At 73.0% G+C, this 20,100-nt stretch carries 22 protein-coding genes; 16 read left to right on the top strand and 6 right to left on the bottom strand.

Annotated elements, in window-relative coordinates; translation table 11 throughout:
* The first annotated feature begins 253 nt into the window (after positions 1-253).
* The 3 genes from GTY84_RS07370 (at position 254) to GTY84_RS07380 (ending at position 2,550) form a co-directional block, all read left to right on the top strand.
* A complete protein-coding gene (locus GTY84_RS07370; protein ID WP_161225414.1) occupies positions 254-1,207 on the top strand; it encodes a heme o synthase in 954 nt (317 codons plus the stop codon).
* Positions 1,208-1,304: 97 nt separating this feature from the next.
* On the top strand, positions 1,305-1,637 hold the full coding sequence (locus GTY84_RS07375; protein ID WP_161225286.1) for a hypothetical protein: 333 nt from the start codon (positions 1,305-1,307) through the stop codon (positions 1,635-1,637).
* 175 nt (positions 1,638-1,812) lie between these two features.
* Positions 1,813-2,550: a nucleotidyltransferase domain-containing protein gene (locus GTY84_RS07380; protein WP_161225287.1), complete on the top strand. Its 738-nt coding sequence runs from the start codon at positions 1,813-1,815 to the stop codon at positions 2,548-2,550.
* Here the strand turns inward: GTY84_RS07380 and GTY84_RS07385 are convergent.
* From GTY84_RS07385 to GTY84_RS07400, 4 genes are all read right to left on the bottom strand, one after another.
* Positions 2,505-3,524 carry a COX15/CtaA family protein gene (locus tag GTY84_RS07385; protein ID WP_161225288.1) on the bottom strand — a complete coding sequence of 340 codons (1,020 nt, stop codon included), beginning with the start codon at positions 3,522-3,524 and terminating at the stop codon, positions 2,505-2,507. The two genes, GTY84_RS07380 and GTY84_RS07385, sit on opposite strands and share 46 nt — an antisense overlap.
* A 256-nt stretch (positions 3,525-3,780) precedes the next feature.
* Positions 3,781-4,566, bottom strand: a complete 786-nt coding sequence (locus tag GTY84_RS07390; protein WP_161225289.1) for an ABC transporter permease — start codon at positions 4,564-4,566, stop codon at positions 3,781-3,783.
* Complete coding sequence (locus GTY84_RS07395; RefSeq protein WP_161225290.1) at positions 4,563-5,486, bottom strand: ABC transporter ATP-binding protein; 924 nt, start codon at positions 5,484-5,486, stop codon at positions 4,563-4,565. Before GTY84_RS07395 ends, GTY84_RS07390 begins: the two co-directional genes overlap by 4 nt.
* A gap of 31 nt (positions 5,487-5,517) precedes the next feature.
* Positions 5,518-6,330: an AAC(3) family N-acetyltransferase gene (locus GTY84_RS07400; RefSeq protein ID WP_161225291.1), complete on the bottom strand. Its 813-nt coding sequence runs from the start codon at positions 6,328-6,330 to the stop codon at positions 5,518-5,520.
* Between the two features lie 170 nt (positions 6,331-6,500).
* Here GTY84_RS07400 and GTY84_RS07405 point away from each other — a divergent pair, with 170 nt between their 5' ends.
* From GTY84_RS07405 to dapD, 10 genes are all read left to right on the top strand, one after another.
* Entirely contained in the window at positions 6,501-7,247 is a 747-nt protein-coding gene (locus GTY84_RS07405; RefSeq protein ID WP_161225292.1) for a metalloregulator ArsR/SmtB family transcription factor, read from the top strand.
* 78 nt (positions 7,248-7,325) lie between these two features.
* A complete protein-coding gene (gene sufB, locus GTY84_RS07410) occupies positions 7,326-8,747 on the top strand; it encodes a Fe-S cluster assembly protein SufB (RefSeq protein WP_161225293.1) in 1,422 nt (473 codons plus the stop codon).
* Positions 8,748-8,806: 59 nt separating this feature from the next.
* A complete protein-coding gene (sufD, locus tag GTY84_RS07415; RefSeq protein ID WP_161225294.1) occupies positions 8,807-10,030 on the top strand; it encodes a Fe-S cluster assembly protein SufD in 1,224 nt (407 codons plus the stop codon).
* Entirely contained in the window at positions 10,027-10,344 is a 318-nt protein-coding gene (locus tag GTY84_RS07420; RefSeq protein ID WP_161225295.1) for a non-heme iron oxygenase ferredoxin subunit, read from the top strand. The genes sufD and GTY84_RS07420 overlap by 4 nt, the downstream gene beginning before the upstream one ends.
* 7 nt (positions 10,345-10,351) lie before the next feature.
* Positions 10,352-11,116, top strand: a complete 765-nt coding sequence (gene sufC, locus GTY84_RS07425; protein ID WP_161225296.1) for a Fe-S cluster assembly ATPase SufC — start codon at positions 10,352-10,354, stop codon at positions 11,114-11,116.
* Positions 11,113-12,369, top strand: a complete 1,257-nt coding sequence (locus GTY84_RS07430; protein ID WP_161225297.1) for a cysteine desulfurase — start codon at positions 11,113-11,115, stop codon at positions 12,367-12,369. Before sufC ends, GTY84_RS07430 begins: the two co-directional genes overlap by 4 nt.
* 17 nt (positions 12,370-12,386) lie before the next feature.
* Positions 12,387-12,857 (top strand): Fe-S cluster assembly sulfur transfer protein SufU, encoded by a 471-nt coding sequence (sufU, locus tag GTY84_RS07435; protein ID WP_161225298.1) that lies wholly within the window; start codon positions 12,387-12,389, stop codon positions 12,855-12,857.
* The gene (locus GTY84_RS07440; protein ID WP_161225299.1) at positions 12,854-13,186 is read left to right on the top strand and encodes a metal-sulfur cluster assembly factor; all 333 of its coding nucleotides are present in this window, start codon (positions 12,854-12,856) and stop codon (positions 13,184-13,186) included. Before sufU ends, GTY84_RS07440 begins: the two co-directional genes overlap by 4 nt.
* A gap of 129 nt (positions 13,187-13,315) precedes the next feature.
* Positions 13,316-13,636 (top strand): multidrug efflux SMR transporter, encoded by a 321-nt coding sequence (locus GTY84_RS07445; RefSeq protein WP_161225300.1) that lies wholly within the window; start codon positions 13,316-13,318, stop codon positions 13,634-13,636.
* Positions 13,637-13,764: 128 nt separating this feature from the next.
* Positions 13,765-14,754, top strand: a complete 990-nt coding sequence (gene dapD, locus GTY84_RS07450) for a 2,3,4,5-tetrahydropyridine-2,6-dicarboxylate N-succinyltransferase (protein ID WP_161225301.1) — start codon at positions 13,765-13,767, stop codon at positions 14,752-14,754.
* A gap of 185 nt (positions 14,755-14,939) precedes the next feature.
* Here the strand turns inward: dapD and dapA are convergent, their stop codons facing one another.
* Positions 14,940-15,887 (bottom strand): 4-hydroxy-tetrahydrodipicolinate synthase, encoded by a 948-nt coding sequence (gene dapA, locus GTY84_RS07455; RefSeq protein ID WP_161225302.1) that lies wholly within the window; start codon positions 15,885-15,887, stop codon positions 14,940-14,942.
* Positions 15,888-16,043: 156 nt separating this feature from the next.
* Between dapA and GTY84_RS07460 the strand changes: the two genes are divergently transcribed.
* From GTY84_RS07460 to GTY84_RS07470, 3 genes are all read left to right on the top strand, one after another.
* On the top strand, positions 16,044-16,463 hold the full coding sequence (locus GTY84_RS07460; protein WP_161225303.1) for a phage holin family protein: 420 nt from the start codon (positions 16,044-16,046) through the stop codon (positions 16,461-16,463).
* Complete coding sequence (locus GTY84_RS07465) at positions 16,460-16,984, top strand: DUF3618 domain-containing protein (RefSeq protein ID WP_161225304.1); 525 nt, start codon at positions 16,460-16,462, stop codon at positions 16,982-16,984. Before GTY84_RS07460 ends, GTY84_RS07465 begins: the two co-directional genes overlap by 4 nt.
* A 345-nt stretch (positions 16,985-17,329) precedes the next feature.
* Positions 17,330-18,037 carry an antibiotic biosynthesis monooxygenase gene (locus GTY84_RS07470; protein WP_161225305.1) on the top strand — a complete coding sequence of 236 codons (708 nt, stop codon included), beginning with the start codon at positions 17,330-17,332 and terminating at the stop codon, positions 18,035-18,037.
* A 51-nt stretch (positions 18,038-18,088) separates the two neighbouring features.
* On the opposite strand, the gene GTY84_RS07475 is transcribed toward GTY84_RS07470, so the two are convergent.
* Positions 18,089-19,930, bottom strand: a complete 1,842-nt coding sequence (locus GTY84_RS07475) for an endonuclease/exonuclease/phosphatase family protein (RefSeq protein WP_161225415.1) — start codon at positions 19,928-19,930, stop codon at positions 18,089-18,091.
* Positions 19,931-20,100 lie beyond the last annotated feature (170 nt).

Here is a 20,100-nt window from a genome sequence, read left to right on the forward strand (position 1 = left end):
TTCCCCCGGAATCAAGACTGACGGGACTCTTCGGAAACCGCCTGCCGACTGGGCGGAAGCCGGTTCAGCAGGTGAATGCGGAGCCGCTCATCTGACCGCTCGAACGATCTTCGCCGCGCACGTCGGAGCACCCCCGTCAACACGACCCCACCCCCGGGGAGAACGGGGTATGGGCAACGTCTAAAGTGGCGTGGTACGCGCGAGCCTTCACCGGCACTTCACAGGGTGGCTCGCTGGGATGTCTCTGTCAGGGGTGTGCGTGACGGCCGTTGAATCCCGTCCTGCGGGGGTTATCGGGACGAGCCAGAGCCCGAGTCACCGGCCGTTCGGGGCCCGTGTCAAGGCGTTCGTGGCGCTGACCAAGCCGCGGATCATCGAGCTTCTGCTGATCACCACCGTTCCGGTGATGTTCCTCGCCGAACAGGGCGTGCCGGATCTGAGGCTGGTGCTGCTGACCTGCCTCGGCGGCTATCTGTCCGCGGGCGGCGCCAACGCGCTGAACATGTACATCGACCGCGACATCGACGCCCTGATGGAGCGGACCTCGCAGCGCCCGCTGGTCACCGGCATGGTCGGGCCGCGCGAGTGCCTGGCCTTCGGCATCGCCCTGGCGGTCGTCTCCACCCTGCTGTTCGGCCTCACGGTCAACTGGCTGTCGGCCTGGCTGTCGCTCGGCGCGCTCCTCTTCTACGTCGTCGTCTACACGATGATCCTCAAGCGCCGCACCTCGCAGAACATCGTCTGGGGCGGCATCGCGGGCTGCCTGCCGGTGCTGATCGGCTGGTCCGCGGTGACCAACTCGATGTCCTGGGCCCCGGTCGTCCTCTTCCTGGTGATGTTCTTCTGGACCCCGCCGCACTACTGGCCGCTGTCCATGAAGGTCAAGGAGGACTACGCGCGCGTGGGCGTCCCGATGCTCCCCGTCGTCGCCTCCAACAAGGTCGTCGCCCGGCAGATCGTGATCTACAGCTGGGTGATGGTGGCCGTCTCGCTGCTGCTCACCCCGCTCGGTTACACCGGCTGGTTCTACACGGCCGTCGCCCTGCTGGCCGGCGGCATGTGGCTGTGGGAGGCGCACGGGCTGCAGAACCGCGCCAAGGCCGAGGTGACGGGCTCCAGGCTCAAGGAGATGCGGCTGTTCCACTGGTCGATCACCTATGTGTCGGTGCTCTTCCTCGCCGTCGCGGTCGACCCCTTCCTGCGCTGAGCGGACCCACCCCGGCATCCTGCGGGCGGGAGTGCGTGGCCCGGGCCACGGACCCCGCCCGTCGCCGTCCGCTCTACCCGTCGGTAGCATCCTGCCCATGGCAGACACGCAGCAGATTGACGCGAAGGCCGGGCGCCAGGTGACGCGGCTCGCCCGGTGGATCGGCGCCTTCTCCCGGGCGCACGGCGGGGCCGAGGCCCAGGTGGCCTACCTCGGGCAGCGCGGCGCCCGGATCGTCCTCGTCGGCGCGGACGGCATCTGGGGCGACCTCGTCGCCACCTCCTACGACAACGCCCGGCGGGCGGTCGAGAAGGCCGGGATCACCCTCCGCGAGGACTTCGACGGGGAGATGGCGGCCAAGGTGCGCACCGGGCCCTACGAGTGGTCGCGGATGGCCGGGCTCCAACTGGGCGGGGCGAGCGGCGCCTGAGCCGTCGGCCGCGGCGCCGGGAGGGGGCGGACGCCGGGACCGGGCGGGGTGCCGGACGGCGGGGGCGTCGGACGGCGGGACGCCGGACCGGGCGGGCGCCGGGACCGCGAGCGATCGGGGTGTCCGGTGCCGCGTGGGGTTACGCCCCCGGCCCGGGCCGGGGGAGACTGGGCCGATGCAGACCGACGTCCTGCTCGACCGCTTCCTCGACGCCCTGGCCCCCCTCACCCCCGCCGCCGTGTGGGCGCACGGCTCACTGGCGGGAGGCGACTACCAGGAGGGGCGCAGCGATCTCGACCTGATCGCCGTGCTGGACGGCCCCCTGACCCCGCGCACCGCCTGGCGGCTGGGGGTGCTCCACGCCCGGCTGCGCACCGCGCCCCTCGCCGGGCTGCTGCACTGCAGCTATCCGGTGCCCGGCAGCCTGGACGACCCCGCGCGCCGCCACGCCACCTGGGCCCACGGGGGTCTCTTCACCCGGCCCGTCAGCCCCGTCACCCGGGCCGAGCTGCACGCCTTCGGACGCGTTCTGCACGGCGCGGAGCCGGGGGAGCTGCTGCCGCCGGTGGACCCGGCGGAGCTGGCCGCGTCCGTCGTCCGGGACCAGCGGGACTTCTGGCGGCCCGCCGTGCGCCGCCCCGACCTCTGGCACCAGGACGTCTGGGTCGACCTCGGGCTGCTCACCTTCGCCCGCGCGACGGCCACCCTGCGCGACGGCAGCCTCATCACCAAGCGGCGGGCCCTGGACGAACTGCCGGGGCTCGGGGCGCCCGCCGAGGTCGTCGAGGACATCGTCCGGCGCCGCTACGGCACCCCCGGGACGGACGCGGGTCCGGGCACCGCCCGCCGCGCCGGGCTGACCCGGGCCTACTTGGGCCCGGCCATCGACAGGCTGGTGGAGTCGTACTCCTGAGCGGGCGGCACCGGCGCGTCCGAGGGGCGCTCGCGCAGCGACAGCAGCAGCCGCAGCACCGCGATCCACATGACGCAGGAGCCGAACATGTGCAGGCCGACCAGGATCTCGGGCAGGTCGGTGAAGTACTGCACATAGCCGACGGCGCCCTGGAGCAGCAGCACCACGAACAGGTCACGGGTGCGGGCCAGGGGGCCGGCGGGGGCGTCGACGGCCTTGAGGACGAACCACGTGGCGAAGGTCAGCGACACCACGATCCACGCCAGCACGGCGTGCAGCTTGCTGACCGTCTCCCAGTCCAGCGGCATCCGCGGCACGTCGCTGGAGTCGCCCGCGTGCGGCCCCGCCCCGGTCACCACGGTGCCGACCGCGATCAGCACGGCCGAGACCCCGACCATGACCCACACGAGCTGCGCGACCGACGTGCCGACGAGCGGGCGCGGTGCCCCGTCGCCCTCCCGGGTGCGCTGCCACATGACGGTCGCGACCGCGATCAGCGCCGTGGAGAGCAGGAAGTGGGCGGCGACGGTGTACGGGTTGAGGCCGACCAGGACCACGATGCCGCCGAGCACCGCGTTCCCCATGACCAGCCAGAACTGGGCCCAGCCCAGCAGGACCGGCCCGCGCCGGTACGGCTTCTGCGACCGCGCGGCGACGATCGCCCAGCCGACGGCGGCGCACAGCACGTACGTCAGCAGGCGGTTGCCGAACTCGATGACGCCGTGGACGCCCATGGCGCTGGTGGCGGTGAGCGAGTCGTCCGTGCACTTGGGCCAGGTCGGGCAGCCCAGGCCGGAGCCGGTCAGGCGGACCGCGCCGCCGGTGACGACGATGATCACCGTCATGGCCAGGGCGCCGAACGCGGACCGGCGCACGGTCACGGGCCTCGGGGTCCAGCGGGCGGCGATGAAGGCCAGGGGGTTGCGCGCGAAGGCTGCGGCGTCGGCACGGGTCACGTTGGGCACGCCGTCCATCGTAGGCCGCCGCTTGTGCACGCGTTCACGAGGGGGTCGCCCGGTGCGCCGGGGCCTCCGGTGCGGCGGGGGCCGCTTCCCGGCCCGGCACCCTCCCCGAGCGGGACGCCCGTGCCCCCCCCCCCGGGTCGGCCTCCGCTCCCGGCCCGGGGCCCTCTGTCCGTCCCGTGACCCCTGCCCGGCCCGTGCCCCTTCCCGGGCCGGGCCCGGCCGACGCCGGGCGTTCGGGCGCCGGGCGTCGGCCCGCTCTCCCGGGCTACTCCCAGCGGAAGAAGCGGCCGGCCGCCGCCAGCCCCGCGACCGCCCACACGGCCAGGATCGACAGATCGCCCCACGGCATGCCCGCGCCGTGCTGGAGGACCTCCCGCAGCCCGTCCGACAGCGCCGAGATGGGCAGCAGGCCCAGCACCTGCTGCGCGGCGTCCGGGAACCGGTCCAGCGGCACGATCACGCCGCCGCCCACCAGCAGCAGCAGGAAGACCAGGTTGGCGGCGGCGAGGGTGGCCTCGGCCTTGAGGGTGCCCGCCATCAGCAGGCCGAGGCCGGAGAAGGCGGCCGTGCCGAGCACCAGGAGCAGCAGCACGGCGAGCGGGCCGCCCCGCGGCGACCAGCCCAGCGCGAGGGCGATCACGGCCAGCAGCGCCACCTGGAGGACCTCGGTGACCAGGACGGACAGGGTCTTGGCGGTCATCAGCGCCCAGCGCGGCAGCGGAGAGGCGGCCAGCCGCTTCAGCACCCCGTAGCGGCGCTCGAACCCGGTGGCGATGGCCTGTCCGGTGAACGCCGTCGACATCACGGCCAGCGCCAGCACGCCGGGGGCGAGGAAGTCGACGGACTTCCCGGCGCCGGTGTCGATGATGTCGACGGAGCTGAACAGCACCAGCAGCAGCGTCGGGATGATCACCGTCAGCAGCAGCTGCTCGCCGTTGCGCAGCAGCATCCGCGTCTCCAGCGCGGCCTGCGCGGCGATCATCCGGCCGAGCGGCGCGGCACCGGGCCGCGGCGCGTAGGTGCCGGGCCCGCCGGGGGTCGTGGTGGTCATGAGCGCAGCTCCTTGCCTGTCAGCTCCAGGAAGACGTCCTCCAGGGTGTGCCGCTCCACCGAGATCCGGTCCGGCATCACCCCGTGCTGGGCGCACCAGGAGGTCACCGTCGCCAGCAGCTGCGGGTCGACCAGGCCGTCGACGCGGTAGGAGCCCGGCGCCGACTCGGCGGCCGAGCTGCCCGGGGGCAGGGCCCTGAGCAGCGACTCCACGTCGAGCCCGGGGCGGCCGGTGAAGCGCAGGGTGTTCTCGGCACCGCCGCGGCACAGCTCCTCGGGGGAGCCCTGGGCGATGACCCGCCCGGCGTCGATCACGGCGACGTCGTCGGCGAGCCGCTCGGCCTCGTCCATGTGGTGCGTGGTGAGGATCACCGAGACGCCGTCGGCGCGCAGGTCCCGGACCAGGTCCCAGGTGGCGCGCCGGGCCTGCGGGTCCAGGCCGGCGGTGGGCTCGTCGAGGAAGACCAGCTCCGGGCGGCCGACCACGGCCATGGCCAGGGCCAGCCGCTGCTGCTGGCCGCCGGAGAGCCGCCGGTACCCGGTCCGGCCGCAGGAGCCGAGCCCGAGCCGTTCGATCAGGGCGTCCACGTCCAGCGGATGGGCGTGCAGCGCGGCGATGTGCCGCAGCATCTCGTCGGCGCGGGCGCCGGAGTAGACGCCGCCGGACTGAAGCATCACCCCGATGCGGGGGCGCAGCTCGTCGCCCTGGGCGACCGGGTCGAGGCCGAGGACGCGCACCGTCCCCGAGTCGGGCCGGCGGTATCCCTCGCAGGTCTCGACGGTGGTGGTCTTCCCCGCCCCGTTGGGGCCGAGGACGGCGGTGACGCCCGGCCGGGCCTCCAGGTCGAGGCCGTCCACCGCGGTCCTGGTGCCGTACCGCTTCACCAGGGACCGGACCTGGACCACGGGCTCGCTTCGCATGGGTCACGAGTCTAGGGAGGCGGCGGGGCGCTCAGGAGCGGGGGTGCCCGCTCCCCTCGCCGCGGGGCCGGTGCTCGGGCAGCCACCGCTCGGCGTAGTCCACCGCGTCGGCCACCGGGAACAGCCGCGCCACCGCCGCGCCGACCGTGCCGCGCGTCACCGGGCGGTCCCGTTCGAAGGCGTGGCCCAGCTCGGCGAAGCGCTCGGCGCTGACCGACACCTCGACGGGGGTCTCCCAGCCGTCCGGCCCGGGGCGGCCGACCTCCACCAGGGGGCCCGGGATCCGGTACTCGGCCAGGTGGAAGGAGGTGCAGGTGTCGTAGCCGGTGCCCAGGAGCAGGACCCGGGCGCCCATCCGCTCCAGCGCGCCCAGGGGGCTGCGGGCGCCGAGCCGGCAGTCGGCGGCGTGGCCGTCGGTCACCTCGGCGGCGCGCGGGCCGAGGGCGGCGAAGGAGGTCTGGGGGTGCGCGCTGCGCAGGGCGCCGGGCCAGGTGCGCACCGTCTCGGGGATCACGCCGACCCCGAGGGAGGGGCTGGTCCGCGGATCGTAGGGGGGCATCGCCGCGCGGATGGTGTCCCACCACTCCTCGAGCACCGGAGGGGCGGTCCAGTCGGCCGGGTCGGAGAGGTCGCCGGTGTGGGTGGGCACGACCAGGGTGCCGTCGGGTCCGAGCGCGTCGAGAAGGGCCCGCACCACCGCGACCGGCCCTCCGCAGACCCAGCCCAGGGAGCTGAGCGAGGAGTGCGTGAGGAGTGTCTCACCGGGGCGGACGCCCAGCTCGCGGAGGTCGGCGGCGAGGGTGCCGCGGGTGGCGAGGGGGCCTGCGGGAGGGGGTGCGGGCATGGACCGGAGTGTGACCGGTGCCCCGCCGGGGGCGCCACCCGGTTTCCGCGCTCCCGGAGGCGGTAGATCGTTTCCGCAGGTCAGCTTAGGTTTGCCTAAGTGATGCAGGGCACCCCGTGTGATCCGGAGGCGGCTTGCCCGGCCCCGATGAATTACGCAACAATGGCGTTGTGAAAAACGTTGGCGAGGCTCCGCAGGAGGAACTCGCGACCGGGGAGCGGTCCACCCGCAACCGGGTCGCGCGCTCCATCCTGGACCACGGGCCGTCGACCGTCGCGGATCTCGCCGGACGCCTGGGCCTGACCCAGGCCGCCGTCCGGCGCCACCTCGACGCGCTCGCCGCCGACGACGTGGTGGAGGCCCGTGAGCAGCGGGTCTACGGCACGCGGACGCGCGGGCGGCCGGCCAAGGTCTTCGCGCTGACCGACTGCGGACGCGACGCCTTCCACCACGAGTACGACCGGCTCGCGCTGGACGCCCTGCGCTGGATCGCCGAGCACGGGGGCGGGGAGCAGGCCGTGACGGCCTTCGCCCGCGCCCGCATCGCGGCCCAGGCGGGCGCCTACCGCGAGGCGCTCGACGGCGTCGCACCCGAACGGCGGACCGAAGCGCTGGCGAAAGCCCTGAGCGCGGACGGGTACGCTGCCATGTCGCGGAGCGCGCCCCACCCCCAGCAGGGCGAGCAGCTGTGCCAGCACCACTGCCCGGTCGCGCACGCCGCCGAGCGGTTCCCGCAGCTCTGCGAGGCGGAGACGGAGTTCTTCGCCGAACTGCTCGGTACCCATGTGCAGCGGCTCGCCACCATCGCCCACGGGGACGGCGTCTGCACCACCTTCGTGCCCAGGGCCGGGAAACCCGCCCCGGCGGCCGGGCCCGCCCGCGCAGCCGGACCCGGCGGGGTCCCGCGGACCGCCTAGCCGTCCCGGCCCGATGCCCCGAACCCCGATGTCCCAGACCCCTACGCACCCGCACAACACGGCCGGGAGGAACCCCGCATGACTCTCCCCACGGAGACTGCCCACCCCGAACTCGAGGGCCTGGGCAAGTACGAGTACGGCTGGGCCGACTCCGACGAGGCCGGTGCGTCGGCGCGCCGCGGCCTGAACGAGGACGTGGTCCGGGACATCTCCGGCAAGAAGAGCGAGCCGGAGTGGATGAGCAAGCTCCGCCTCAAGGGGCTGCGCCTCTTCGAGAAGAAGCCCATGCCGAACTGGGGCTCCGACCTCTCGGGCATCGACTTCGACAACATCAAGTACTTCGTCCGCTCCACCGAGAAGCAGGCGGAGTCCTGGGAGGACCTCCCCGAGGACATCAAGAACACCTACGACCGGCTGGGCATCCCCGAGGCCGAGAAGCAGCGCCTGGTCGCGGGCGTCGCCGCCCAGTACGAGTCGGAGGTCGTCTACCACCAGATCCGCGAGGACCTGGAGGAGCAGGGCGTCATCTTCCTCGACACCGACACCGCCCTCAAGGAGCACCCCGAGCTCTTCAAGGAGTACTTCGGCACCGTCATCCCCGCCGGTGACAACAAGTTCGCCGCGCTGAACACGGCCGTCTGGTCCGGCGGCTCCTTCATCTACGTGCCGAAGGGCGTGCACGTGGAGATCCCGCTCCAGGCCTACTTCCGCATCAACACGGAGAACATGGGCCAGTTCGAGCGGACCCTGATCATCGTCGACGAGGGCGCCTACGTGCACTACGTCGAGGGTTGCACCGCCCCGATCTACAAGTCCGACTCGCTGCACAGCGCCGTCGTCGAGATCATCGTCAAGAAGAACGCCCGCTGCCGCTACACCACCATCCAGAACTGGTCGAACAACGTCTACAACCTGGTCACCAAGCGCGCGGTGGCCTACGAGGGCGCGACCATGGAGTGGGTCGACGGCAACATCGGCTCCAAGGTGACGATGAAGTACCCGGCCGTCTACCTGATGGGCGAGCACGCCAAGGGCGAGACCCTCTCCATCGCCTTCGCGGGCGAGGGGCAGCACCAGGACGCCGGCGCCAAGATGGTCCACATGGCCCCGAACACGTCCTCCAACATCGTCTCCAAGTCCGTGGCGCGCGGCGGCGGCCGCACCTCCTACCGCGGACTCATCGAGATCGGCGAGGGCGCCCCGGGCTCCAAGTCCAACGTCCTGTGCGACGCGCTCCTCGTCGACACCATCTCCCGCTCGGACACCTACCCCTACGTGGACGTCCGCGAGGACGACGTGTCCATGGGCCACGAGGCGACCGTCTCCAAGGTCTCCGAGGACCAGCTCTTCTACCTGATGAGCCGCGGCCTGAGCGAGGACGAGGCGATGGCGATGATCGTGCGCGGCTTCGTCGAGCCCATCGCCAAGGAACTGCCGATGGAGTACGCGCTCGAACTCAACCGGCTGATCGAGCTCCAGATGGAAGGCGCGGTCGGCTGACCCGACCGGGACCGACCGCCCAGCCCCCTCACGTACGGAAAGAGAGCACCACGACAGCCATGGCTGAGGCTCAGAACTCCTCCACTCCCACCTCCGGCCGAGCGGGAGGACCCCCGGTGGGCTCCACCACCGCCGGTGCGATCGCGGTGGCCGCCGAGGCCCTGTCGACCGTCGCCACGCGCATGAGCGCGCCCCCCTCCTTCGACGTGGCGGACTTCCCGGTCCCGCACGGCCGCGAGGAGGAGTGGCGGTTCACCCCGCTGGAGCGGCTGCGCGGGCTGCACGACGGCACCGCCATCGCCACCGGCACCGGGGTGAAGGTCGTCGTCGAGGCCCCCGAGGGCGTCACCGTCGAGACCGTCGGCCGCGACGACGCCCGGCTCGGCTCCGCCGGGATCCCGGTGGACCGGGTCGCCGCCCAGGCGTACTCCGCCTTCGAACAGGCCGGCGTGGTCACCGTCCCCAAGGAGACGGTGCTCACCGAGCCCATCCGCATCGCCGTGCACGGCGAGGGCGGCGTCGCCTACGGCCACCAGGTGGTGGAGCTGGGCGCCTTCGCCGAGGCCGTCGTGGTCATCGACCACACCGGTGACGCGGTGCTCGCCTCCAACGTCGACTTCGTCGTCGGCGACGGGGCCCGGCTCACCGTCGTCTCCCTCCAGGACTGGGACGAGAAGGCCGTCCACGTCTCCCAGCACAACGCCCTCATCGGCCGCGACGCCACCTTCAAGTCCGTCGTCGTCACCTTCGGCGGCGACCTCGTCCGGCTCCACCCGCGCGTCCGGTACGCCGGCCCCGGCGGCGAGGCCCAGCTCTTCGGGCTGTACTTCACCGACGCCGGACAGCACCAGGAGCACCGCCTCCTCGTCGACCACAACGTGCCGCACTGCTCCTCCAACGTGGTCTACAAGGGCGCCCTCCAGGGCGAGGACGCCCACGCGGTCTGGATCGGCGACGTCCTCATCGAGGCCAGGGCCGAGGGCACCGACACCTACGAGATGAACCGCAACCTCGTCCTCACCGACGGCGCGCGGGTCGACTCGGTCCCCAACCTGGAGATCGAGACCGGCGAGATCGTCGGCGCCGGGCACGCCTCCGCCACCGGCCGCTTCGACGACGAGCAGCTCTTCTACCTGATGGCCCGCGGCATCCCCGAGATGGACGCCCGCCGCCTGGTGGTCCGGGGCTTCTTCGCCGAACTGGTCCAGCAGATCGGTGTCCCGGACATCGAGGAGCGCCTGCTCGCCAAGATCGAGGAAGAGCTGGAGGCGGCGGTCGCATGACCTTCGTACGCGTCTGCGGGGCCGACGAGCTGGAGGAGGACACCCCCAAGCGGGTGGAGATCGACGGCACGCCCGTCTCCCTCGTCCGCACCGAGGGCGAGGTGTTCGCGATCCACGACATCTGCTCGCACGCGAACGTCTCCCTCTCCGAGGGCGAGGTCGACGACTGCCACATCGAGTGCTGGCTCCACGGCTCGCGCTTCGACCTGCGCTCCGGCAAGCCCGACAGCCTTCCGGCGACGCGCCCCGTCCCCGTATATCCCGTAAAGATCGAAGGGGACGACGTGCTCGTCTCCCTCTCCCAGGAGTCCTGAGGCATCCATGGCAACGCTTGAAATCCGAGACCTGCACGTCACCGTCGAGGCCGACAACGCCACGAAGGAGATCCTCCGGGGCGTCGACCTGACCGTGAAGCAGGGCGAGACGCACGCCATCATGGGCCCCAACGGCTCCGGCAAGTCCACCCTCGCCTACTCGCTGGCCGGCCACCCCAAGTACACGGTCACCGGCGGCACCGTCACCCTCGACGGAGAGAACGTCCTGGAGATGTCCGTCGACGAGCGCGCCCGCGCCGGACTCTTCCTCGCCATGCAGTACCCGGTCGAGGTCCCCGGCGTCTCGGTCTCCAACTTCCTGCGCACCTCCGCCACCGCCGTCCGCGGCGAGGCCCCCAAGCTGCGCACCTGGGTGAAGGAGGTCAAGGAGGCCATGCAGCGCCTCAACATGGACCCCGCCTTCGCCGAGCGGAACGTCAACGAGGGCTTCTCCGGCGGTGAGAAGAAGCGCCACGAGATCCTCCAGCTCGAACTGCTCAAGCCGAAGATCGCGGTCCTCGACGAGACCGACTCCGGACTCGACGTCGACGCCCTGCGCGTCGTGTCCGAGGGCGTCAACCGGGTCCGTGAGAGCGGCGCGGTCGGCACCCTGCTGATCACCCACTACACGCGCATCCTGCGCTACATCAAGCCCGACCACGTCCACGTCTTCGCCGGCGGCCGGATCGCCGAGTCCGGCGGCCCCGAGCTGGCCGACAAGCTGGAGAACGAGGGCTACGAGGCATACACGAAGGGCGGCGCATCCGAGTGACACTGCTGCCGGGCCTCCTCGACACCGAGGCGATCCGCAAGGACTTCCCCATCCTGGACCGCCAGGTCCACGACGGTCACCGGCTCGTCTATCTGGACAACGCCGCGACCTCGCAGACCCCGCGCCAGGTCATCGACGCGGTCAGCCAGTACTACGAGCAGCACAACGCCAACGTCCACCGCGGTGTGCACGTCCTCGCCGAGGAGGCCACGGCGCTCTACGAGGGAGCGCGCGACAAGGTCGCGGAGTTCATCAACGCGCCCTCCCGCGACGAGGTGATCTTCACCAAGAACGCCTCCGAGTCGCTGAACCTCGTGGCGAACATGCTGGGCTGGGCCGACGAGCCCTACCGCGTCGACTCCGACACCGAGATCGTCATCACGGAGATGGAGCACCACTCCAACATCGTGCCGTGGCAGCTGCTCGCGCAGCGCACCGGCGCGAAGCTCCGCTGGTTCGGGCTGACCGACGACGGCCGGCTGGACCTCTCCAACATCGACGAGGTCATCACCGAGAAGACGAAGATCGTCTCCTTCGTGCTGGTCTCCAACATCCTGGGCACCGTGAACCCGGTCGAGGAGATCGTCCGCCGCGCCCAGGAGGTCGGCGCCCTGGTCTGCGTCGACGCCTCCCAGGCCGTGCCGCACATGCCGATGGACGTGCAGGCGCTCCAGGCCGACTTCGTTGCCTTCACCGGCCACAAGATGTGCGGCCCGACCGGCATCGGCGTCCTCTGGGGCCGCCAGGAACTGCTGGAGGACCTCCCGCCGTTCCTCGGCGGCGGCGAGATGATCGAGACCGTGTCGATGCACTCGTCGACGTACGCCCCGGCGCCGCACAAGTTCGAGGCCGGCACCCCGCCGATCGCCCAGGCGGTCGGGCTGGGCGCGGCGATCGACTACCTGAACGCCATCGGCATGGACAAGGTCCTCGCCCATGAGCACGCCCTGACCGAGTACGCGGTCAAGCGGCTGCTGGACGTCCCCGACCTGCGGATCATCGGGCCGGGCACGGCCGAGGACCGCGGCGCCGCGATCTCCTTCACGCTCGGTGACATCCACCCGCACGACGTGGGCCAGGTCCTCGACGAGCAGGGCATCGCGGTCCGGGTCGGCCACCACTGCGCCCGCCCCGTCTGCCTGCGCTACGGAATTCCTGCGACCACGCGAGCGTCGTTCTATCTGTACTCCACGCCGGCCGAGATCGACGCACTGATCGACGGTCTGGAGCACGTACGGAACTTCTTCGGCTGACGGGACGAGCGAAGACCATGAAGCTGGACTCCATGTACCAGGAAGTCATCCTGGACCACTACAAGAACCCGCACGGTCGTGGTCTCCGGGACGGCGACGCCGAGGTGCACCACGTCAACCCGACGTGCGGTGACGAGATCACCCTCCGCGTGAAGTACGACGGCACGACGATCAGCGACGTGTCGTACGAGGGCCAGGGCTGCTCGATCAGCCAGGCCTCGGCCTCCGTACTGAACGAACTGCTGGTCGGCAAGGACCTCGACCGGGCCCGCCGCATCCAGGAGACGTTCCTGGAGCTGATGCAGTCCAAGGGCCGGGTCGAGCCCGACGACGCCATGGAGGACATCCTGGAGGACGCGGTCGCGTTCGCCGGGGTGTCGAAGTACCCGGCACGGGTCAAGTGCGCCCTGCTGAGCTGGATGGCCTGGAAGGACGCGACCGCCCAGGCCCTGGACGGAGCCGACGCCGAGAAGGAGACGACGGCATGAGCGACACCCTGGAGATGAAGCCCGCCTCGGAGGAGGAGCTCCGCGAGGCCCTGATGGACGTCGTCGACCCCGAACTGGGCATCGACGTCGTCAACCTCGGCCTCATCTACGGCATCCACGTCGACGACGCGAACATCGCCACCATCGACATGACCCTCACGTCGGCGGCCTGCCCGCTGACGGACGTGATCGAGGACCAGGCCAGGTCCGCCACCGACGGCCTCGTCAACGAGCTGCGGATCAACTGGGTCTGGATGCCGCCGTGGGGCCCGGACAAGATCACCGACGACGGCCGCGAGCAGCTCCGGGCGCTCGGGTTCAACGTCTGAGCCGACGCCCCCGTCCCCCTCGGGCCGTTTCGGCCCGCCGGGGGACCCTCGGCTCACCGGAACGGCGGCGCCCCCGAGGGCGCCGCCGTTCCGGCGTTTCCGCCCGTCCCGCTGCGTACGCTCGTCCCCATGGGATACCTGCTCCTGGCCGGAGCCATCGCCGCCGAGGTCGCCGGGACCACCGCCATGAAGTACAGCGACGGGTTCAGCAGGCTCGGGCCCTCCCTGCTGACCGCCCTCGGCTATCTGATCTCCTTCACCCTGCTCGCCCAGACGCTCCGCACGCTCTCCGTCGGCACCGCCTACGCCATCTGGTCCGGCGCCGGCACCGCCGCCATCGCGGCGATCGGGGTCGCCTTCATGGGGGAGGGGATGACCCTCACCAAGGCCGCCGGGATCGCGCTGATCATCATCGGCGTGGTGGTCCTCAACGTGGGCGGCGCGCACTGACCGCCCGCCCCGTTCGATCCGTCCCCGTGGCCTCCCGCCCGGACGTGCCCGGTCCCGTCCGGCCCGGTACGCGAGACGGGCGCGGGGTCGGCTCGCATCGGCGGGCGACGGACGGTTAGGTTGCCCTCATGACCGACACGACTGCTCCCCGCGCCACCGGCGCCGTGGCCGCCGGCCTCGCCACGATCGCCGCCGACGGCACCGTCCTCGACACCTGGTACCCCGCCCCCGAACTGTCCGACGGGCCCGGCCCGTCCGGCACCGAGCGGCTGACCGCCGAGCGGGCAGCCGAACTGCTCGGCGGCGGCGCCACCGCGGCGACCGGCCCGGACACCCGCCGGGGCGTCGAGGTGGTCGCGGTCCGCACGGTCATCGCCTCGCTGGACGACAAGCCGGTCGACACGCACGACGTCTACCTGCGGCTGCACCTGCTCTCCCACCGCCTGGTCCGGCCGCACGGCCAGAACCTCGACGGGATCTTCGCCCACCTGGCCAACGTCGCCTGGACCTCCCTCGGCCCGGTCGCCGTCGACGACCTGGAGACGGTCCGGCTGAACGCCCGCGCGCAGGGTCTGCACCTCCAGGTCACCTCGGTCGACAAGTTCCCCCGGATGACGGACTACGTCGCCCCCAAGGGCGTGCGCATCGCGGACGCCGACCGGGTCCGGCTGGGCGCCCACCTCGCCGAGGGCACCACCGTGATGCACGAGGGCTTCGTCAACTTCAACGCGGGCACGCTCGGCACGTCGATGGTCGAGGGCCGCATCTCGGCCGGCGTCGTCGTGGGAGACGGCTCCGACATCGGCGGCGGCGCCTCCACCATGGGCACGCTGTCCGGCGGCGGCAACGTCCGCATCACCATCGGCGAGCGCTGCCTGGTCGGCGCGGAGGCGGGCGTGGGCATCGCCCTCGGCGACGAGTGCGTGGTCGAGGCCGGCCTCTACGTCACCGCGGGCACCCGGGTGACCATGCCCGACGGCGAGGTCGTCAAGGCCCGCGACCTCTCCGGCGCCTCCCACATCCTCTTCCGCCGCAACTCGGTCACCGGTGCGGTCGAGGCCCGCCCGAACAACGCGGTCTGGGGCGGCCTGAACGAGGTCCTGCACAGCCACAACTGACGCCCGGTCGCCGGAGCGCACGCCCTCGCGGGACGGCACCGGTGCCGCTCCGGCGGGGGCGTGCGGCGTGGGCCCCGCCCCTCCGGCTGCCCCGCCTTACAGCCTGCCCCGCCTCACCGGCCCCGCCGAGCGTGCCTCCGTCCGGCGGGCGTCCGGGCACGGGTGGCGGCGGCGCACCCGCCGGATCACCCGGCGGCGGCCCGCCCGGCCGGGGCGGTCAGCGCGCGGTGGGCCCGGACGAGCGTCCCGGTCACCTCCGGGGAGGCCGGGAGGAGTGGGGCGCGGACCGGGCCGGACGGGAGGGACAGGGCGTTCAGAAGGGCCTTGGCGGTGACCGTGCCGGGGAGCCCGGAGGCCGTCATCAGGTCGATCAGGGGCAGCGCCCGGCGCTGCCACCCGGCCGCCCCCGCCGTGTCGCCCGCGTCGAAGGCGTCCAGAACGGCGCGCAGCGGCCCCGGGGCCGCGTTGGCGACCGTGCTGACGAAACCGGCGCCGCCGAGCGCGTACAGGGGGAGTATCTGCTCCTCGCAGCCCGCGTAGTACGCCAACTCCGTCGCCGCCAGCACCTTCTGGGTGCCCATCGGGTCGTACGCGCAGTCCTTCACGGCCACCACGCGCGGATGGGCGGCCAGCCGGATCAGGGTCTCCGGCGCGATGCGCACCCCGGTGCGGCCCGGGATGTCGTACAGCGCGAGCGGCAGTCCGGTGGCGTCCGCGACCTCCCGGAAGTGCGCCTCCAGCGCGTCCTGCGGCGGGCGGCTGTAGTACGGCGCGGCCACCAGCAGCCCGTCCGCGCCCGCCTTCTCCGCGGCCAGGGCCAGCTCCACCGTGTGCCGGGTGTCGGCCGTGCCCACCCCGGCGACCAGCGGCACCCCCGCCCCGACCGCCTCCCGCACCGCCCCGACCAGCGCCGCCTTCTCCTCGTCCGTCGTGGTCGGCGACTCGCCCGTCGTGCCGGAGAGCACCAGGCCGTCGCAGCCGTCCGCCACCAGGCGCGCGGCGAGCCGCCCGGCGCCGTCCAGGTCGAGCGCGCCCTCCTCGGTGAACGGCGTGACCATGGCGCACAGCGCGCGGCCGAAGGGAGCGGCCGGGCGGGGCGGGGCCGGGGGCGCGGTGTCGTGTCGTCTGTTCATGGGAGCAGTGTCCGGCCCTCCATCGCGTAGGGCCACTTAAATTTGCTACGGGGTACGGGTAAGCAATGCTGAGAGGTCGCGGCCGGGGAGCGGCGGGCGCGGTAGCGGCGTCCGGCCGGGGGTACCCGGGGCCCCGGACCGAGAGGAGGGAACACCGTGACGGGAACCCTGCACACCAGGCCGGTGCGCGACGAGCAGCACTCCGTGGGCGAGCTGGTCGGCCGGGCCACCGAACAGCTCTCCCGGCTCGTACGCCAGGAGGTGGCCCTCGCCAAGGAGGAACTGGCCGAGAAGGGCAGACGCGCCGGACGCGGCGGCGGCATGCTCGGCGCCGCCGGAGCCGTCGCCTACGTCGGACTGTTCGCCCTGGCGGGGGCCGGGGTCGCCGCGCTCGCGCTGGTGCTGCCGGTGTGGGCGTCGGCGCTCATCGTGACGGGGGTGCTCTTCGTCGTGGCGGGCCTGCTGGCCCTCACCGGCCGCTCCCAGCTCCGCCGGGCCGTCCCGCCGAAGCCCGAGGAGGCCCTCGACGGACTCCGGGCCGACGTCGACACCATCAGGGAAAGGGCGCACCGATGAGCGACCGCACCAGCCGCGACCGCACGGGCACCGGAGCCACCGCCGAGCACACCGGAGGCGCCAAGGGCCCCGACGAACTGCGGCGGCAGATCGAGCGGACCCGGGGCGAACTCGGCGACACCGTGGCGGAACTCGCCGGGAAGGTGGACGTCGGGCGCCGGGCGAGGGTCAGGGCCGCCGCGCTGCGGGACCGGGCGGGCGCCAGGGCCGTCCAGCTCCGGTCCACCGCCGCGCACGCCGGGCACGCGGCGCGGGAGAGGGCGGCCGGGTGGAGGGCGGCGGAGGCCGGGGCGGAAGGGAACGGCCACGGGACCGGGGCGGAGGGCGTCGGCGCGGCGCCCGGCGACGGTCCGGACGTCACCGGGCCCGGCGGCACGCACCGGGCGCCCGGGCGGCTGCGCGGAGTCGTGGACGCCGGGCGGGGACACCCCCGGGTGGTGCTGGCCGCCGGAGCGGCGGGTGTCGCGGGCGCGGTGGTCGCCGTGGGCGTCCTGCGGCGCGGACACCGGGGGAGTTGCTGAAGCGGGCAGCCGGAGACCGGGAGCCAGGGGTCCGGACGCTCAGGGGACCAGGGACCAGGGACCAGGGACCAGGGACCAGGGACCAGGGACCAGGGACCAGGGGCCGGGGGCCGGGGGCCAGGGGCCAGATTCAGGGCTCAGGGGCCGTGGCGGCCGGATCCCGGTGTGGACGGGGCCCGTGGCGGCCGGATCCCGGGGTGGACGGAGCCCGTCGGACCGGTGTCCGGGCCGGGCCGGGGCGACTTCGGGCCAATGCCCCGGGCCGTCCCGCGCCGCTTGACCTCAACCTTGGTACAGGTCGCAGGGTGGTGCCGTATCCGACGCGCACGCCCCGTGGAGGCCCGTATGACCCGCCGTACCGACGCTCACCCCGATCTCCTCCGCCCGGACGTGGGCGCCCCCCTCTTCAGCACCTGGAGCGTCGGCACCCCCGAGCGGCAGGCGCGGACCGTCGAGGCCGTCGCCCGCGCCTGGGAGCGCCGCCCCTGGCCCGCCGAGGCCCTGCGCGCCTACCACCTCTACACCGCGCACGACGGCAGCACCCTGCTGCACCACTCCCAGTGGGAGGACGAGTCCGCCTACGAGGGCTTCGCCAGGACCCGCCGTCAGGAGCGCCTCGACGAGATCGACACCGCCGTGCCCGGCATCGAACGCCACGGACTCCGCCGCTACCGCCGCTACCGGAGCGGCACCTCCGCGACCGGCCCCGAGGCCCCCGCCCCCGGCTGCGTCGTCATCGTGGACGTCGAGTTCGAGAGCCCCGACCCGCAGCGGCAGCGGGACTGGGTCGACGCCGTCTTCGAGGCCCTGGCCGCCGACCCGGAACCGCACACCGGCGGCATCTCCGCCCACTTCCACCTCAGCACCGACGGCACCCGGGTCCTCAACTACGCCGAGTGGGTGAGCGCCCAGGCGCACATCGACGCCCTCGCCACCCCCGGCGACGGACCCGGATCGCCGAGCCCCGAGTGGGAGCGGGTGCAGACCTGGCCGGGGATCACGAAGGGCACGGTCCGCCGCTACGACCACGCCCTCGGCCTCGTCCCCCGCTGAACCCGCCCCGCCCGCCGGTTCCGCCCCTGGGCCGACTCCTCCGGCCCCGGCTCAGGGGCGGAACCGGAGCACCTGCGGATCGTGGTCGCTGATCTGGTCCCGGAACTCGGCGTTGATGTGCACGCTGTCGTAGGAGGGCCGGCCGTGCCGCCGGACCGACGGGCTCACCAGGATCTGGTCCAGGACCTGGCTGTTGCCCTGGTAGACGTACGAGTAGCGCTCGGCGCGCGGCAGCGACCTGACCGCCGACCACAGGGCCCCGCCGTCCTCCAGGAGCCCGGTTGTCGTCGAGAACTCGAAGTCGTTGATGTCGCCGAGGGCGATCACGGCGGCCCGTTTCTCGACCGCGAGCACCTGCTTGACGAAGGTGTTCACGGCCCTCGCCTGGAGGTGCCGCTGGGTCTCCGAGGAGCGCGCCGGCGGCTGGAACCGCGCCGTCAGCCCCTGGTCGCCGCCCTTGGAGCTGAAGTGGTTGGCGATCACGACGACCGTCCGGCCGCGGAAGACGAACTCGCCCGCCAGCGGCTTGCGGCTGTCCTTGAAGGCCGGATCGGCCGGGGCGACGCGGCCGGGGGAGAGGGTCAGCGCCGCCTTGCCGCGCACCTTGTGGACCCGGGTGGCGGTGACGGCGTCGCCGCCCGGGCGGTCGGTGAACGCGACCCGCCGGGAGTTGAACAGGAACACCTGGCGGATGTTGCCGCCGGGCTGCCCGCCGTCGGCCTTGTCCACCGGGTCGACGCTCCGCCAGTCGTACCGCGGGCCGCCGGCCGCCACGACGGCGTCGACCAGTCTGGCGACCGTCGCGCCGGCGGACACCGTGCCGTCGTCCGCGACCCCGCTGTCGTCCTGGATCTCCTCCAGGGACACGATGTCGGGCGACCGCAGGTCGCGGGTGATCGCCTCGGCGTGCGCGGCGAAGGTGTCGTCCGACGGGTCGAGGTTCTCGACGTTGTACGTCGCCACCGCCAGCTCCCGCTCCTGCTGCGCGCGGGTCGACTCCCGCCGGACGCCGCCGTCCCGCAGCGTGCCGATCTCGCCCGCGACCACGGTGTAGCCGCCGAACTGGTTGTAGTCCAGCGGGCCCGAGGTGGTCCCGGCTAGGGTGTCGCCCACGTCGGCCCCCGGGAAGTCGGCCGGCCTGCCCTGCGACTGGATCTGGAGCCGACCGGTGTTGGCGTCCTCGTAGGAGCCGTAGAGCGTGCCGCCGCGGGGCGTCGCGTTCTCCGACGGCTTCACCGTCACCCACAGCTCGGTGTACGGGTCGGAGGCGCCCACCACGCGGACGTCGTCGACCCGGACGGCCATGCCCTCCAGGGATTCGTAGAGGTCCAGGGCGTACCGGTCCGGCCGCAGCGCCAGGCGGTCGATCGAGCCACCCTCGGCGGCGTCGCCCGCGGGGGCGTAGGCGTCCGGCACCGTGTCGGCGGAGACGACGGCCGCCGCCGGGACCTCGTTGCCCCGCGAGACGACCGTGACCACCGGGCGGACGATCTCGGTCAGCGACTGGTAACCGGATTCGGTGCCTCCCGGCACGAACTCCGAGACCGTCCCGGAGACGGTGACCGCGTCCCCCACGGCCGCCTTCGGCGTCGAGCCCGTGAAGACGAACACGCCCTCACTGGTCGCCGGGTCGCCGTCCGGCCGGGGGTCCTGCATCCAGAACCCCCGCGCGGAGCCGTGGCCCCGGAGACCGGTGACGATTCCGGCCACGTCCGTGACCTGCTCCCCCGCGTACGGGGAGAGGCGGGTGGCGCCCTGGATGTCATGGATGCGCACCGCGTCGGCGGGGGCGGGACCGGCGTGCGCCGGCGCGGCGGCGACGAGGGACGAAGCCGAGCAGACGGCGGCGACGGTGAGCGCGGCGAGGCGCGCGGAGTGACTGGCCAACGGAATCCCTCCGGGGTGCATGTGTGACGGAGCGCCGGGACGGGGCGGGACGGTGGAGCCGGTCGGGCGGGACGGAACGCGGAACGTGGAACGTGGAACGCGGAACGGACGGAGCGGCCCGGGGCGGGCCGTTCACGAGGTCCCGAAGACCCCTCCGGGAGGCCCGTACCGGCCCC

The organism is Streptomyces sp. SID8352, from assembly GCF_009862265.1.
GTDB lineage: Bacteria > Actinomycetota > Actinomycetes > Streptomycetales > Streptomycetaceae > Streptomyces.

Coding starts and splice junctions, on each gene's coding strand:
- sufB (WP_161225293.1), top strand. CDS start 7,326: ATGACTCTCCCCACGGAGACTGCCCACCCCGAACTCGAGGGCCTGGGC.
- GTY84_RS07385 (WP_161225288.1), bottom strand. CDS start 3,524: ATGGACGGCGTGCCCAACGTGACCCGTGCCGACGCCGCAGCCTTCGCG.
- sufU (WP_161225298.1), top strand. CDS start 12,387: ATGAAGCTGGACTCCATGTACCAGGAAGTCATCCTGGACCACTACAAG.
- GTY84_RS07390 (WP_161225289.1), bottom strand. CDS start 4,566: ATGACCACCACGACCCCCGGCGGGCCCGGCACCTACGCGCCGCGGCCC.
- GTY84_RS07420 (WP_161225295.1), top strand. CDS start 10,027: ATGACCTTCGTACGCGTCTGCGGGGCCGACGAGCTGGAGGAGGACACC.
- GTY84_RS07395 (WP_161225290.1), bottom strand. CDS start 5,486: ATGCGAAGCGAGCCCGTGGTCCAGGTCCGGTCCCTGGTGAAGCGGTAC.
- GTY84_RS07465 (WP_161225304.1), top strand. CDS start 16,460: ATGAGCGACCGCACCAGCCGCGACCGCACGGGCACCGGAGCCACCGCC.
- sufD (WP_161225294.1), top strand. CDS start 8,807: ATGGCTGAGGCTCAGAACTCCTCCACTCCCACCTCCGGCCGAGCGGGA.
- GTY84_RS07380 (WP_161225287.1), top strand. CDS start 1,813: ATGCAGACCGACGTCCTGCTCGACCGCTTCCTCGACGCCCTGGCCCCC.
- GTY84_RS07470 (WP_161225305.1), top strand. CDS start 17,330: ATGACCCGCCGTACCGACGCTCACCCCGATCTCCTCCGCCCGGACGTG.
- GTY84_RS07445 (WP_161225300.1), top strand. CDS start 13,316: ATGGGATACCTGCTCCTGGCCGGAGCCATCGCCGCCGAGGTCGCCGGG.
- dapD (WP_161225301.1), top strand. CDS start 13,765: ATGACCGACACGACTGCTCCCCGCGCCACCGGCGCCGTGGCCGCCGGC.
- GTY84_RS07400 (WP_161225291.1), bottom strand. CDS start 6,330: ATGCCCGCACCCCCTCCCGCAGGCCCCCTCGCCACCCGCGGCACCCTC.
- sufC (WP_161225296.1), top strand. CDS start 10,352: ATGGCAACGCTTGAAATCCGAGACCTGCACGTCACCGTCGAGGCCGAC.
- dapA (WP_161225302.1), bottom strand. CDS start 15,887: ATGAACAGACGACACGACACCGCGCCCCCGGCCCCGCCCCGCCCGGCC.
- GTY84_RS07440 (WP_161225299.1), top strand. CDS start 12,854: ATGAGCGACACCCTGGAGATGAAGCCCGCCTCGGAGGAGGAGCTCCGC.
- GTY84_RS07375 (WP_161225286.1), top strand. CDS start 1,305: ATGGCAGACACGCAGCAGATTGACGCGAAGGCCGGGCGCCAGGTGACG.